Origin of the sequence: Paeniglutamicibacter sp. (assembly GCF_046714615.1) — a bacterium.
Lineage (GTDB): Bacteria > Actinomycetota > Actinomycetes > Actinomycetales > Micrococcaceae > Paeniglutamicibacter.
In genome coordinates, this window is sequence record NZ_JBKKAP010000084.1 from 28,282 (window position 1) to 43,509 (window position 15,228).

The 15,228-nt window shown below is 61.0% G+C and carries 10 protein-coding genes; 1 reads left to right on the forward strand and 9 read right to left on the reverse strand.

The genetic code is table 11. The features are described from left to right. Positions 1-97 precede the first annotated feature (97 nt). The 9 genes from ACLQ7E_RS10500 to ACLQ7E_RS10540 all read right to left on the reverse strand — a co-directional run bounded on the left by ACLQ7E_RS10500 (position 98) and on the right by ACLQ7E_RS10540 (position 13,865). On the reverse strand, positions 98-1,267 hold the full coding sequence (locus ACLQ7E_RS10500) for a glycosyltransferase family 4 protein (protein WP_411732519.1): 1,170 nt from the start codon (positions 1,265-1,267) through the stop codon (positions 98-100). Continuing rightward, positions 1,264-2,409 carry a DegT/DnrJ/EryC1/StrS family aminotransferase gene (locus tag ACLQ7E_RS10505; RefSeq protein ID WP_411732520.1) on the reverse strand — a complete coding sequence of 382 codons (1,146 nt, stop codon included), beginning with the start codon at positions 2,407-2,409 and terminating at the stop codon, positions 1,264-1,266. Before ACLQ7E_RS10505 ends, ACLQ7E_RS10500 begins: the two co-directional genes overlap by 4 nt. Then, positions 2,406-3,119 carry a NeuD/PglB/VioB family sugar acetyltransferase gene (locus ACLQ7E_RS10510; protein WP_411732521.1) on the reverse strand — a complete coding sequence of 238 codons (714 nt, stop codon included), beginning with the start codon at positions 3,117-3,119 and terminating at the stop codon, positions 2,406-2,408. Before ACLQ7E_RS10510 ends, ACLQ7E_RS10505 begins: the two co-directional genes overlap by 4 nt. A gap of 1 nt (position 3,120) precedes the next feature. Next, complete coding sequence (locus ACLQ7E_RS10515) at positions 3,121-4,260, reverse strand: DegT/DnrJ/EryC1/StrS family aminotransferase (protein WP_411732522.1); 1,140 nt, start codon at positions 4,258-4,260, stop codon at positions 3,121-3,123. A 31-nt stretch (positions 4,261-4,291) separates the two neighbouring features. After that, on the reverse strand, positions 4,292-5,314 hold the full coding sequence (locus ACLQ7E_RS10520; RefSeq protein ID WP_411732523.1) for an NAD-dependent epimerase/dehydratase family protein: 1,023 nt from the start codon (positions 5,312-5,314) through the stop codon (positions 4,292-4,294). Next, entirely contained in the window at positions 5,311-6,405 is a 1,095-nt protein-coding gene (locus ACLQ7E_RS10525; protein WP_411732524.1) for a Gfo/Idh/MocA family protein, read from the reverse strand. Before ACLQ7E_RS10525 ends, ACLQ7E_RS10520 begins: the two co-directional genes overlap by 4 nt. After that, on the reverse strand, positions 6,405-7,982 hold the full coding sequence (locus tag ACLQ7E_RS10530) for a sugar transferase (protein WP_411732525.1): 1,578 nt from the start codon (positions 7,980-7,982) through the stop codon (positions 6,405-6,407). The genes ACLQ7E_RS10525 and ACLQ7E_RS10530 overlap by 1 nt, the downstream gene beginning before the upstream one ends. A 574-nt stretch (positions 7,983-8,556) precedes the next feature. Beyond that, positions 8,557-11,244: a LuxR C-terminal-related transcriptional regulator gene (locus ACLQ7E_RS10535; RefSeq protein ID WP_411732526.1), complete on the reverse strand. Its 2,688-nt coding sequence runs from the start codon at positions 11,242-11,244 to the stop codon at positions 8,557-8,559. Then, positions 11,241-13,865 (reverse strand): LuxR C-terminal-related transcriptional regulator, encoded by a 2,625-nt coding sequence (locus ACLQ7E_RS10540; RefSeq protein WP_411732527.1) that lies wholly within the window; start codon positions 13,863-13,865, stop codon positions 11,241-11,243. Before ACLQ7E_RS10540 ends, ACLQ7E_RS10535 begins: the two co-directional genes overlap by 4 nt. Before the next feature lie 875 nt (positions 13,866-14,740). Here ACLQ7E_RS10540 and ACLQ7E_RS10545 point away from each other — a divergent pair. Beyond that, positions 14,741-15,187, forward strand: a complete 447-nt coding sequence (locus ACLQ7E_RS10545; protein ID WP_411732528.1) for a VanZ family protein — start codon at positions 14,741-14,743, stop codon at positions 15,185-15,187. Positions 15,188-15,228: the final 41 nt, after the last annotated feature.

Consider the following 15,228-nt stretch of genomic DNA (forward strand, 5'->3'; position numbering starts at 1 on the left):
ATACGCTGCATTCGGCCACCGATGAGGTGGATAGCCCGGTTCAAGGCACCGTGCAGCTGCACCACTGGGGCGCTCAAGTCGATGGAAATGGCGGGTCTCATGGCGATACCCCGGAGCGTATTCTTTTCGCAAGCAAGAACTTGCCGAAGTCATACGCGGATCTGGTCATACACGCAGAACCGACACCACGTCTCGTGTTGGCAGCAAGAGTCTGGAAGTAGATTCTTTCCAATGAAACCGTGGCATTGCGAAGACTGTACTTTTCCTCGACGAGGCTTCGACCCCAGATGCCCAAACGCTCCCGCAATGGTGCATCGTCACACAGCCTTGCCAAACATGTGGCGAGGGCCTCTGCCCCACCTCCACCTTGCCCGTAAAATCCTTGCCACTCGAATTCCGTTAAGGTTTCCGGTGTCAGTGTTTTCCAGTAGCCACCGGACCCTTGCACAATTAGTGGTTTCGCGAAGGACAACGCCTTCAATGCCGAGCTTCCCATGCCAAGGCTTATGTCGGATTGGTCGTACACCGCGCGCGGATCGAATAGGGTTCCGACCAGGCGCACTACTTCTCGGTCGAATTGCTCATTTACTTCGCGGGTTGCGACCCTAATCTTCTGCATGGCTTCACCATCACCCGCAATGATTAGCTGCAATCTCCGATCCCGGGAAAGTCCTGCCACGGCATAGATGGCTTGCAATATTCCTTCGGCCTTGTCGAGTTCATCCGTAATGCGGCAAACCATAGAGATGACCAATCCATCGTGCTTGATCTGCGAAGACGGTAGGGCCCCGTGGCTGTTCTGTTCCGTGTCAATTGGCGGTTCCATGAGGTGCACGGGGGCGCTCCGACGACCTGACTGATGGTGCAATGCCTTGGTCCCGACGATCAGTGGAACGTGCTTCGGTAGAAAGTCGGGAACGTCCATGGACAGTACCGTCATGACGACGCGGGTACCTGTGAATGGCAAAAGCCGCCAGGCTGCTCCCAAGCTGGGTGCCCACTCATAGGTATGAACAATATCGGCCTTCCAATCCTTTGCCAGACGTCCCAGCTCACGCATCCATCCCCAGGACATCCGGGTGCCGTCCGGGCTGGCAACAAGTTCAAGGCCGAGTTCAGCCACCCGGCCGCTTAGTTGTCCCGGAGGTGCAAAAACAACCACGTCGTGCCCGCGCTGCTTGAGTTTGCCGGCCAACTCGATGGCATTTATCTGGCTGCCGCCCATGACCAATTCATGCGGGCAAACAATGACTCGGATGCGTTTCACCGCAGTCCCTCCTTGCCGTGCAGCGCCGTGCGCAGGAGGCGTACGACGGATTCCTGCTGCGACGCAAAGATATGTGGATACATCGGCAGCGAAAGGATCTGCTGCGCGGCGCGTTCGGCCACCGGGAAGGAACCCCGCCCATAGCCGAGGTGGGCGAATGCCTCCGTCAGATGCACCGGCGTCGGGTAGTGGATGCCGGCACCGATGCCCTCGGCATTCAATTCCTCCAAGACCCGATCTCGCTGCGGCACGCGCACCACGTACAGGTGCCAGACATCAGCGTTGCCCTCGGCCTGCAGCGGCAACGTGATTGCGGAATCGCCCTCCAGCAGCTGCCCATAGCGTGTTGCCGCCTGTCTCCTCAGCTCGTTCCATGCGGTCAGATGTGCCAGCTTGGCGTTGAGCACCACCGCCTGCACAGCGTCCAGTCTGGAGTTCACGCCTACGGCCTCGTGCCTGTACTTCTCTCGGCTGCCGTGCGCCGAAAGCATGCGCACCCGTTCGGAAAGTTCCTCGTCATTGCTCAGCACCGCTCCGGCATCCCCGGCGGCCCCCAGGTTCTTGCCCGGGTAAAAACTGGTTCCGGCAGCGTGCCCCAACGTACCGGCGCTGCGCCCAAACCGCTTGGCACCCTGGGATTGGGCGGCGTCCTCGATGATCACCGCACCGCACGCAGCGGCGATGGGGTCGAGTTCCTCCACGAAGGCCGTCTGGCCGAAGAGGTGCACAGGCATGATTGCCCGGGTACGGGCTGTGACCGCCTGGGCGACGGCCATCGGATCAATGAGCAGGTAGAGCGGATCCACGTCCACCGGCACTACGATGGCTCCCACCCTGCTGACCGCCTCTGCGGTGGCAATGAAGGTGTTTGCCGGGAGGATGACTTCGTCCCCGGCGCCGATTCCGCTGGCCCGCAGGGCCAATTCCAGCGCGTCCGTCCCATTGCCGACACCCACGCAGTGCTTGGCTCCCAGGAAACCGGCGTAGGCATTCTCGAATTCGGTGACTGCCTTGCCGCCGATGAACGCAGTGCTCTCAAAGATCTCGGCGAGCCCGGCATCCACCACATCCTGGATTTCGCGTTGCTGTGCCTTCAAATCCACCAATGGGATCTGCTGTACTGCCACCGGGATGGTGCTCATGAGTTCGCCTCCTGTCGTTGCACGTTCTGGTCATTGGTCGTCCGGTGAACCGACGCATTCTTGCCGGCACCATCGCCATTCGTTCTGGCCAGGCGCCGGGCTGGGTTTCCCGCCCAGACCTGGCTGGCGGGAAGATCATCCAGGAGAACGGACCCCATGCCCAACACCGCATCACGGCCGATGTTCAGGTCCTGGCGCACCGAGGCATTCATTCCCAGGTACGCCGCACGACCAACCACGACGCGTCCCCCTAGTGCCACTCCAGCGGCCATGGTCACGAAGTCTCCAAGGCTGTCGTCGTGGGTCAGGATGACCCCGGGCATCAGCACACAGTGCCGACCGACCGAAACGTCGCTGGTGGCAACGCAACCGGCCAAGACGATGCTGCCGGCACCGATGCGGGAGCCCTCACCAAGTGCCACGGAGGAATGCACATGGGTCTCGTGACGGTCTACTCCCACGCCCAGCGCTTCCAGGCGTTCGGCGATGCCTGCACGTGCACTGCCTTGGCCGGCACAGATCAGCAATCCGGCGTCGGAGCCGGCAGCTATTTCCAGCCCGCCCAGCACGCGAATGCCTCCGAGGACCTGCCCGCGCAGGGCGGTATCGTCGTCGAGCAGGCCCACGACCTCGTGGTCACCAGTTTGCTTGACGGAGGAGATGACTTCGCGTGCCAGCCCGCTGGCGGCAATCAAAAGCAGCCGGGCCATCTCAACCACCACCGGCGTTGAGCACACTTGCTATCACGCGATCCTGCTCGTGTTGGGCAAGCTCGTGGTACAACGGCAAGATCAACGTGTTGGCAGTCAGGCGCTCGGTCACCGGCAGCGGCGACACAGTTCCCGAATGCCCGGCATAGGCCGGCTGCCGGTGGGCTGCCATGATTCCGCGCCGTGCAGAGATCCCGTCACTGGCCAGGTGCTCGAGCAGCTGTTCACGATCAAGCCGGAAGCCGGGATCGACTTCGATCCAGAAGGACTGGAAGTTCGAGGTTCCGTGCTCCGGATCCTGTGCGCATCGCAGGCCCTGCACCGTTTTGAAGGCCTCGCGATAGCGCCCGGCAAGTTCCCTGCGCATTAGGACCATGGCATCGAGCTTGCCCAGCTGCACCAGTCCCACGGCCGCCTGCAGGTCCGTCATCCGGAAGTTGTAGCCAACCTCCCCATAGTGTTCCTGCGGGGCGAGGGTCGAATCGTGGCGCTCGGCCGCCGAGACGTCCATGGCGTGTTCCCGCAGTCGCCGGGCCCGGGCTGCCCACTCGGAATTGTTCGTTGTCAGCATTCCACCCTCACCGGTTGTCAGCAGCTTCCGGGGATGGAACGACCACGCGCTCACATCGGCGCCGCCCCCGACCGGGGCACCCTTGTAGGTCGAGCCGGCTGCACATGCGGCATCCTCGATCAAGGCAATTCCGCGTTCGTCGCACAGCTTCCGCAGCGGTTCCAGGTCCAAGGGCATACCACCCTGGTCAACCGCGATGATCGCCGTCGTTTTCTTGGTCAACACCTGATCAACGGTGTCCGCAGTGACATTGCCCGTCGACTCCTCGACATCCGCGAACACGGGCCTGGCGCCCAGGTAGGTCGGCGCATTGGCAGTGGCAATGAAGGAGAAGGAGGGTACGACAACGTCATCCCCCGGCTTGACCCCCGCCACGATCAAGGCAAGCTGAAGTGCGGTGGTGCAACTGGATGCCGCCACCGCGTGCTGGACGTGTTGGTGCTGAGCGAAGGCCTCTTCGAAGGCCGCCGTCCGTGGTCCCTGCGCGACCCAACCCGAGGCGATGACCTCGGCGAGCGCCTCGGATTCTGCTGTGCCCAGCCACGGTTTCATGACACTGATGCGATTCATTGTTCTTCCCCCCAAGGAAGTCTTGGTTCCTCTACTTCGCTACGCCGACTTTGTTGCCCAGGTTCCTTCCGGCCGCCACTTCCTCGCGCAGCGGGCCCCACCATGCAACCAGCTTGCGCAGGCCCTCCTCGAGGCCAACGGTTGACTCGAAGCCCAGGTCCCGTCGCGCCGCCGTGGTATCCGCCAGACGGCGGACCACGTTGTTCACCGCGCGTTCCGGACCATAGTCAATGGACAGATCCGAGTCCATGGCCAGCAAAAGCGTTTCGGCCAGCTGCTTCAAGCTGGTTTCGGTGCCGCTGGCCACGTTGTAGACGCCTTCGTTGATCCCGCCGGCCGCTGCGAGAAGATTGGCACGCCCAATGTCCTTTGAGAAGACAAAGTCCATGGTCTGGCTCCCGTCACCGAAAATCAGCGGTGGCAGCCCGTCGGCAATGCGTTCCATCCACCGCACCAGCACCTCGGTGTAGGCACCATGCACATCCATGCGTGGCCCGTACACGTTGAAGTAGCGCAGCATGACGTAGTTCAGACCGTACATGGACCGAAAGCTTCTGAACATTCCTTCGTTGAAGGTCTTGGCCGCACCGTAAAGGGTGTCGTTGTTGTACGGGTGGTGGCGCTCGGTGGTGGGAAATTCCTCGGCCATTCCGTACACGGAAGCGCTGGAGGCCGCGACGATCTTGGGCACCTTTGCTTCGACGGCCGCTTCCAGGACATTGAACGTCCCGTTGACCATCACGTCCACGGCCAGACGCGGCTCCTTGGCGCATTGGGTGATGCGGATTGCGGCCTGGTGGAAGACCACGTCCTGCCCCTGCATGACCTCCCTGACCAATGCCCTGTCGGCGATGTCCCCCTCAATGAGGTTGACCTTCCCGGTTGCCAGCGCCTCTGCGATATTGCTGCGGCGCCCGCGCACCAGGTTGTCCAGGACATCGATGCGTGCCGCTCCGGCGGCCAGCAACTGGTCAACGATTTCGGAACCGATGGTTCCGGCCCCGCCGGTCACCAGGTAGCGGCCTCCCGCCAATTTCTTTAGGTTGTCGCTCACGATGCTGCCTCCATGGCGGACGTAGGAATGTGGGCCTGCGGCCGGGACCCGGCCGACAGGCTTGCGCTTGCCTCTTCCAGGACCTTCAGCACACGCAGTGCCGACAGTCCGTCGGTCGGCGCCGGACTGTCCGATCGGATGCTCGAGGCGAATTCGGCGACCATCAGGCCCAGCGGCTCGAATTCCGAAAGCGCTGGCGACCAGGTGTCGCCCAGCCGATACGAAATCGTGGCGCCCTTCCGGTCCTCGGCATCCGCCCTGATCATTGCCTGGCGGTCCAGATTGACCCCTCGGTCGAAGATGCTCAAGCGCTGTTGCGGGTTCAGGTCGTCCCACACCAGGGTCTTGCGGCTGCCTCCGATCACCATTTGGCGGATCTTGGTCGGGGAAAGCCAATTGACGTTGATGTGGGCCAGGGCCCCGTTCGCCAGGGGCATGTTCAGGTAGCCGATGCAGGCCTTGCCCGCGTTCAACGGGTCTGCTCCCTGGGCGGATACCGACAGTGGCTGAAGTCCGCCGGGGAGCACGAAATCCAGGATCGACAGGTCGTGCGGGGCCAGGTCCCAGAAAACATCCACGTCCGGCTGCACGAGGCCCAGATTGATGCGGACCGAATCGATGTACAGGATCTCGCCCAATTCTCCGGCTTGCAGGAGCTCGCGGATCTTAAGCACCGCTGGGGTGTAGCAGTAGGTGTGGTCGGCCATCAGGATGGTGCCGGCGGTACGTGCCGCCTCCACCATCTGGGTGCCGTGCACGCTGTTGTCGGCCAGCGGCTTCTCCACCACCACGTGTTTGCCCGCGGCGATGGCCGCCATGGCGATCCCATGGTGGGTGCGGGCGGGCGTGGCGATGGCCACCGCGTCGATGTCATGGTCCCGCAGCAGCTCCTCCACCGAGGACACCACCGCCGGCTCCCCCGTTTTTCGGGCCAGTGCGCCGGCGCGTTCCCGATCCATGTCGCAGATTGCCACCAGCTCCCAATCGGAGCTCATCGCAAAGTTTCGTGCCAGGTTGGGTCCCCAATATCCGGCACCGATCACGGCCACGCGCAAGGCGGGGTAAATAGTCGTTTCGGGTGCGACGCTCATTAGTAGGCTCCTTCCGGTTGGATCATGACTCTGAATGTGCGCCATACGATGCGCAGGTCGCTGAGGACCGTCCAGTTCTCCACGTAGTACAGGTCCAGCCGCACGCTTTCTTCCCAATCGAGGTTCGATCGCCCGCTGACCTGCCACAGCCCCGTCACCCCGGGCTTGATGTACAGCCTGCGGTAGGTATGCCCCTCGTAGTCGGCAACTTCCCTTTTCAGCGGCGGCCGTGGACCCACCACGGACATGTCGCCCTTCAAGACGTTGAGGAACTGGGGCAATTCATCCAGGGAGTGCCGGCGCAGCCAGCCGCCCACCCGGGTAATGCGAGGGTCGTCCTTAAGCTTGAACAGCGGTCCCGCGCCCTCGTTGAGCAACTGAAGCTTGGCCAATTGCTCTTCGGCGTCTTCCACCATGGTGCGGAACTTGTACATCTTGAATGGGGTGCCGTCGCGTCCGGCCCGCTCCTGCTTGAAGAAGACCTTCCCCGGGCTGTCCATGCGGATAACCAGGGCAATGACAAGCAAGACCGGCAAGAGAATCAACAGCACGGCGGCCGAAAAGGCTACGTCCATGCCGCGTTTGATGGCATAGCGCCATCCCGTGAATGCAGGCAAGTCAACGTGCAGCAACGGCATGCCGTCCACGGGGCTCATGCGAACGCGTCGGCCGGCGACGTTGGTCAGCGACGAAACGAGGATCAGCTGGGTGGCACACGTTTCCAGCCGCCACCCCAGCTCCTGGATGGCGCGGTTTCCCCCGGTCAAGGGGCCGGCGACCACCAGCGCATCGGCTCCCAGGCGCCGGACATCGTCCTCAACCCGACCCGAGTCGTAAATCAACGGCAAGGTTGGATCCGCTGCCCGAATCTTGTTCTCCGCCTCGGCGTCCGGCTCTCCATCAAGGAGAACCCCGACCACGCGGTACGCCGGGCCCGACTTCCGGGATATCTGGCGTACGACGTAGGGTGCGTCCTTGGCCTGGCCGTAAATCAGGATGTTGCTCAGCGCGAAGCCACGCGCCCGTTGGACGACCAACCACTGGCGCCACGCCCACCGCCCGATCAGGAGTGCGCCAAGACCAACCGGCAGGCTAAGCACCACAAAGATGCGCAAGTCGGTGGTGGCCGTGATCAGTGCCAGGCTCCCTATCACCCCTGCAAGCGCGCAGGTGGCATATGCCAGGAACTTGTATTCCTGCATTCCCACCGCGATGCGGCCGATGGCTCGGGTCCTAAAGAATTTCAGGCTCAAGATCCAGCAACCGGCGATGATGATGCCAGCCAGGGCGAAGCGTGGCGGTTCCGCGACGGTCAGGTTCGTCAACCCGAGACTATGTGCCAATCCCCTGCCTTTTCCGCCCGCATCTTGGATTGCGCCCAACGCAACCGCGGCCGGCAGGACACTGGCCATGAAGATGATCAATACGTCGGTCAGCAGCAAGCGGCGGCGATAGCCGCGCCCGCCGACACCGGCGTTGCTGCCGGCAACCGACGTCGATACCGGAAGCGTCGTTGAATGCCAGGCCCGGATCGGCCCAAGTTTGCGCCCGTCCAGTCTTCCACTAATTTGCGACATAGCTTGCCCCCACCGTGTGACCTGGATCAGCACAGTGGAATTGGGCAAGGTATTCGGCCCGCTCTTTACACATTTGTGCAATCTCCCCAATGATGCAGTTTCAATTCCAGGGCCCCCAAGTTCCCACGCGAGTGGTCATGTGCCCCGGTCAAGACCGAGCGTAGGTTGCAAGCGGAAATCGAGCACGAGTGGGCAGTCACTCGTTTATCCAAGTACCGGACGAAAGGGACACTCGGTAGCTACTTGGTCAATACTTGGAGAATACTCAATTCGCATTCTGGGTCCGGACAAACAATCAAGCCCCATGCCTTACGCATTGTGCGTTCGGCATGGGGCTTGATCGGATAGGGGACCGACGGTCGCTGGGGGGTGGACCTTTGAAGGTCCGCTGGCCGCCGGTCCCGCCCTAGGGATGAGTCCAGACCCGTCAGGTTTCGGCGGGAATTAGAGGTAACTCGTTCGGACAGGACATAATCGCAATTTCCTGCGTTGTTCCCTGTAAAAGAGCTTACGTAGCGCCGTCGTACCTTGACACGCGTGGTTCTTACTTCAACATTGCGTGGATCGCGCCTGTTTAGTTGCTGCCATTACCCGGCTCGCGGTCCATGACGTTCAGTTCCGCGCGTTCAGATATACCCAGTTTGGAGAAGACCCTGTAGAGGTGCCCTTCCACCGTCCGTTGGGATACGGTCAAGGCCCGGGCTATCTGGGCGTTATTCATCCCGGAACGTGCCAGATCAACGATTTCCTTTTCCCGAGCCGTTAGCTCCGTGAAGGCCAGGGCGCGAGCGATATGATTTTCGGCAACAAGTCCCTGCTCGTCAATGATGCGCCCCACCTGACGCAGGATCGCGCCGCAGACTCGCGGCTCGCCCTCAGCGAGGTACTTTAGCGCGGCTCTGGTCAGTGCCTCGGTCCCAATCCGGTATTCGCCTTGGTGCAGGGCGTCCCGTCCCAGGCTTTCCAGGGCTTCGGCGTCGTTTCGCTCCCTGAGCATCACCAGACGCGCGATGAACCCTGCCCGAGGGCCCTGATGGCCTTCGAGCAGTTTTTCCAGCCGCTGTTGCGCGCGATGGCCTTGCAGTTCCTCGTGATCCAATTGCGCCGTGCCGAATAGCAACATTTCTCGTTCCATGAGCGGAAAGTCCGCGACTTTTTCATGTCCCATGGGATTTCCAACACTCGCTGCGACTGCCCGGGCAAACAGTCGATGGGCCGAGGGGATCCCGGCCAGGACTTCGGCCCGCAGCCTGTCGTTCAAATCGGTATCGAGATGCTCCCCCGCCCCTCTACCTGCCATGGCAAGCCCGCTACTTCCCGACGCCCACTGGTACAGGCACAACGCCAGGGCCAGCAACTGGGCGGGGTCCCTCAGCCGAAGTTCCATGACGGCTTCGGCAAATTCTTCAATGGCGTTTGCCTTCCGGCCCTGCAGCAAGTCGCCCAACCCATGAAGCAGCGCGAGGAGGCCTTGGCGATGCACGATCACGTGAATGGAGTTTCCTTGGTAGGAATCGATGAATTCCTTGGCCTCGAAATACCGTCCGGAAAAGATGAGGTTCCATCCAACGCGAAAGACAGTCTTTGATTGATAGGTTCCCTCCAGGCGCGGGTATCGTCCCAAGCCCTCAAGCACTTGTCGTGCAAGGCCGAGCGCAGTCTCGCTGTGCCCCTCGATGCTATGCAAATCGCTGAGCAGGGATAGTACAACGAGGCGCCCCTCGGGAACCATGTCCGGATCCTCGAGGAGTCTTTCCAGTTCCTCGGTTTGAGGGCGTGCGGCATCGGGAGTGTTCAGGGAGTTCCAGTTGTCGAGGAGCAGGTCTGCGGTCCGATGATCCTTCACGATCTCCTCCAGGCCAGAGCTTTCGTCGAATTGACTGGCGCGATGTTCCCACAATTGCTCGACTATCTCTCTGTCATGGGCCTCGCCGCCCAGATTGCTCAGGACAATCAGCAACTGTTTGAAGGCCATGGTCAACATGGATGCGTCGCCGGCCTGTTCAATGAGCCGGACCAACAGCGACCGCGAGGAATAGTAGCGGCCCATTCCCATCAGCACCATGGCTTCAAGTAGCGTTCCCTCCTCGTTCCGGGCAGCGATCTCCGAAGCAGTGCACAACTTCCATGCCAGCTCAAAGTCCAGGGTGTCAGCAGCCTGTTGCACGGCCCGCAACACGACTTCGGCCTCGGCCTGCACACCGATTTCGATCCCCCAAAGTACCTGCGTTGGCGTTGGCTGAAGCACAAGTTCTCGGCGAGTAGTGTCCCACAATGCGTATAGTTCGGCCCTTCGCTGCGCCGTGACGAGTTGGCGCAGCACGGCTTCGTGCAATGCGGAGTTGATGCGAATCGTGGAATCCGTTGTTTGCCGCAATTCACCGGCGTCCAGCAGGTGCCGATATGGGCAGCCGCATGCGGACAAGAGCTTGCTCGGCAACGGACCGCCAAGGGCCAGCAGTTCGAGGGTACGCTGCTCGGCAGGAGGGGTCAGCCCATGGATTTCCGTCACCAGGTCCGTCAGCCGGTCATCCGCCACCGGCAACGGGCGCGCAAGGATCCATATCGAGGGCTCGTCACCGCTTTCGTGCGCAAACGCCCTGCCGCTAAACAGGATGCCTTGATCCCTGCAGGAGTGCACATACGCCTGGACGAAACTCGGATTGCCTCCGCTGGTGGCAAGAATGATCCGGGCAGTTCCTTCACTGATCCTGCCACCAACCATTTCCTCGACGAGCGCCCGAACACCGTCGAGGCCAAGCGGCTGGACAACGATGGTGGACAGCACCTCGGAGTCGGAAAGCGCTGCCAGGGACGAGTCGCTGTCAAGGACGCCGGCCCCAATGGCAATTAGCTTCAGCGCAGCGTTCTCCATCAAGAGGGACAAGACAAACGCGGATTCCGCATCAAGGTGCTGTGCGTCCTCCACCACGACTACAGGTTTCATGTTGCCCGTGGCGGCCGCCTCGAGTGTCCTGTTGATTTCACGGAGCACTTCAACCGGACCCTCAATACGCAGCAGGGAACCCAAATACGGTGACAAGACACCGTAGGGCACATCGGCCAGAGTGGGGCTGCAGTACAGCCGCATCACGGGAGCGGGAGAATCAGGATGTGCCAGCACCGCTTCAACCAGGCTCGTCTTACCCATGCCCATACTGCCCAGAACGATGGCGCCACTGAGCTCCGGGCTAGTGACGATGCTGAGCAGTTCGCGGTATTCGTGCGAGTTTTCTCGGTCCCTATGGGTCGGCTTGCTCATCTCTTGCCCGCTGCGCGCCTGGTGGCCCGGTCAAGGGCAGTGAGTTCCTGGCGATTTCGTACCTGCAGCTTGGAATACACCTGATACAGGTGTCCTTCAACGGTACGAATTGAAACGCCGCTGCTGCGCGCTATCTCGGAGTTGCCGTGTCCGTCGATGGCCAGAAGGGCAACCTGCGACTCACGTTTGGTCAGCTCCTTCATCCAGCTGGGCAATTTTTCTGCCGGCCCTTGATCCGCGTCGAAGGGCTTCCGTCGATTATCGTCATATTGGCGTTTCAGCCGGGAAAGCGACGTGGCCAATCTGCGCTGCTCCTTGGCGTCCAAGGCATCGACCAATGCGTTGGAAGCAGGGACCGACAACAATATCTGTCCGGATCGTGCCAGTTCTTCCAGGACGTTAAGCATGCCTGCTTTGTCACCCTGGCATATCGCCCCGGCCAGGCGAGCGTATTGCAGTGCAACCGCGCCCTGGCAAGCCCTGGCGACTCGTTGGAACCGGTCGGCCACCTCAAAATGTCCCAATCTCAGCGCCAGCGCCAGTGTGTGCATCTCCAGCCCTGTGTACCCCGCACCATGGACCTTGTCGGCAAAAGCCACCAGCCTGGATTGTCCCGAACCCAGATCATTGATCCGTGCCACCGAAAGCGACGAGAAGACCTCGGCCACCCACGAGAAGAAGTTCAGCGGCATTTCCGATCGCGCCGGTTCCGGCTCCTTGAGCAGCAATTCGGTGGCTTCGGCGCTCTGCCCCATGGAAACCAGTGAATAAGTGGCGACCGCTTCCACGGCGGCACGTTCCGCTGCATCCGGGGTGAACGCAAATTGCTGCAAGGCGGGGTTCAGTACGTGCAATGCGCGTTCGGCTTCGTCAAAGAGCCCAAACAGGATGCCCCGAACCGCATCTGCGTAGGCAGTGACCCTCGGATTGGGGTATTGGCCGCTGGCCAATGCCTGGGCCCTGAGTGCTGCACCCCTCCAATTCCCTGCCATCAATTGGGTTTGCAACAGCATGGCTTCGAGCTCGGCAGCTTCATCTGCTGGGAAGATTTCTTCAAATTGCCCGTTGATCCTCAGCCCGGCCAGGTCGTCGTTGATCTGTTCGACGGCATTCAAGGCATCGCTCTGCCGTGACCGGGCCGCCCATCCAAGAATTTGTACCGTCAAGGCCCGGAAGTGCAGTGATTCGGTGTGCCATTCGGTTGATTCGACCAGATTGCCATCAGATTGTCGGACATCGACCGAGAGATCCCCTTCGGCGCCCATTAGCACCCGGCTCTTGAGAATCTCCAGTTCCTGCCGTGCCGAAGCCATTCGGTCGCCCAAACCGCTTGCGTACGGTGCTGCTTGGAATCCGGCTTCGGCGCTGGCCAAAAGAGTTGCCGCTTCACCGGCTCGATGGAGAGTAAGCAACGCTTTCACATGCAGGTTCAGGATGGCAATCCGGTGTTCCGGGTCATGCGGCCAGGATTCCGCCGTGAATCCTTCCACGCCGAAATCCTGGGCCACGGCGACCAGCTCCTGGACGGCACCTATGTCCACCAGTGCCCGCATCGAGGTGTGCGCCTGCGCGGCAACCGGATCTGTGTGCAACCGGACAAGGCTTTCCTCGACGCCTAGTCGCAGATCATCGTCAAGACCTTCGCGCAACAGGAGCGACAGTAGCGGAACGCCAATCGTCACATGGTCAATGGGCCCTTGGGCGATGCGGGCATGACCACTTCTGCACAACGCGTCAAGCTCCCGTGCCAGTCCGTTTCGGTGCACCATGTCTAGCGCGATCGGACCACCAATGGCCAAGGAGTGAAGCAATTGGAGTTCGGGTTGTTTCAGGCCAGAGAGCATCGAGTTCATCATGGCATTCAGCGCCGGCCCGGCACCCAGCGTGCCCAGCCGCAGGACCCATACCCCCCTGTGCTGTTGCAATTCGCCATCGGCTACCCAGATGCGGGCCAGCTTCAGCATCAAATCCCGGTTGTTGTCAGTCAGGTATCGAAGCGTGGCTGCGGCGAGCATGGACATCGGGCCGCCGAGCTCATGCTCCAGGAAACAACGCGTCTCGCTCATGTCCATGCTGCGCATGGTGATTCGGGCCAGTCTCCCGGATCGATATAACGAGAGGACATCCTGTGGAAGGTCCTGAAGCCGTTCGCAAACCACGACCAAGACGATTTTCCTCATGGCCGCCAATTGAGCAAGAACGGATGCCGATTGTTCGTCGACAAGTTCCGGGCGTCCCAGGAGCACCACTGCCGGGCGCCCTGCCGGGCAGAGCAATCCTGCGAGACCGTGGATTACTTCATGACGCGACGCCTCGATTCCAATGTCCAGTCGCGAGAGCAGGAATGCAAGGGCACCCCTGGGCACGCGCGTGGCAAAACTGGTGCCGTTGAGCCGAATGAGCTCCGGTTGCACATCGAGCCGAGAGAATCCGGTCTCGAAGGCATCCTGGCGTCCATTGCCAACCGGACCGATAAGCACAGCTCCGCCGCTGGCGGGATCCGCGAGAATCCCGTGGATCAGTTCGGCCGGATCCGTCGTCACGAACGAAGTGCTGGTCTCCCCCAAGAGTCCAGTTGCATTTCGAGAGTGATTTTCAGTTAAATATTGCGAATACTGCATCGTAAAAACCGTCCCCAAAATCGGTTCTTTCCCCAAGTACGCCAAGACGCATCGCTTTGTCGACGTTGATGGCTATCTTAGACGGCAAGCGTCGAGAAATCACTAGTTGTTTGCCTAACCGACCCCCCAGCCGGCTAGAGCATTCCCCGCGTGAAGTGTTCCCTGGTGCTCCTATCCCCCTAAGCGACAATCACCAATGTCCAACGGGTACCACTCGATCGCATTTTGCCACCGTGCTTCACCGCTTGCTTCCTTCAGTTCAAAGTCTCCCGCGCGGATCCGTGTTGCACAAGGGGTAGACCTGCGGCCCATACTCCCAAACAGGCAGAGGACAGGGCCGGCGCCTCGCGAAGAAGTGCCTAGCTTGACGGAAATGCACCGGGGATGCCCGTGTTCCGGTGTCCATTCCGGGGCAGGGGAATCCTGCGATGCGGAACCGAATTATCCGAAAACGCCTCGACGCAAGACCCGAAGGCTCGACTATGGTGTTCTTGTCCACTTGGTTCACACGGGACCTTGCATACGTGGGCCGGCGTCCGACGTTGCTTGCCAGCACACCGGGCTATCATGCACAGTTGACCGGACGGGTCATTAGACCGAACCATCAAGACGGGGTGCGGTCCAATGACATTTCTAAAGGCAGGACCGGCCGTTACCCGTTCGCGCCCAGGCGGTTCCTCGACGACGGGCAACGATTGCGGGGTCCTGAGTCATTCGACGGCATGTGGATGGCAAGAGGGTGCAGATCTTGAACTCCCCCACCGAACCCCGAACACGACAGTGACCGGCAAACCTGCACTCACACAAACGGCACGGCAGGGTTCGCCGACGACGGGCGACCAATGGAACGTGGTTGGCTTTTCCTACGGAAAGCGATGAAATCCCGGCTGAGAATTCAGCGTCTGGCCTTCGGCGCCATTGTGGCCTATTTGTCGGTCGTATTTGTGATGGCTTTCATGCTCCGGCTCGGGGACATGCGATTGCCGGAAACCGTGGGCGGCGTCCTGGACGGAATTCAAGGCCATGGCTTGCTGCTCGGCGTGCGCTTCGGGCACGTCGAGGCCGCTGCCAACATCTTGTTCTTCGTTCCCCTGGGCATGCTGCTGCCGCTGGTATTTTCCCGTCGACGGATATTCGTCGGCTGGTGCTGCGCCGTCGGGCTTTCAGTCTGTATCGAATTGGTTCAATACTTCTTCTTGGACGGCCGCGTTGGTTCCGTGCGCGACGTCATCTGCAATGCCTTGGGCGCCGCATTCGGTGCGTTGCTGACCTGTGTCGTGGTCCGAATCAGGACCGAACGCGCCCGGCGAGCAATCCAGTAGACATAGCACCCAGTGGATGAATCCCATAGCGGGCACGGGGG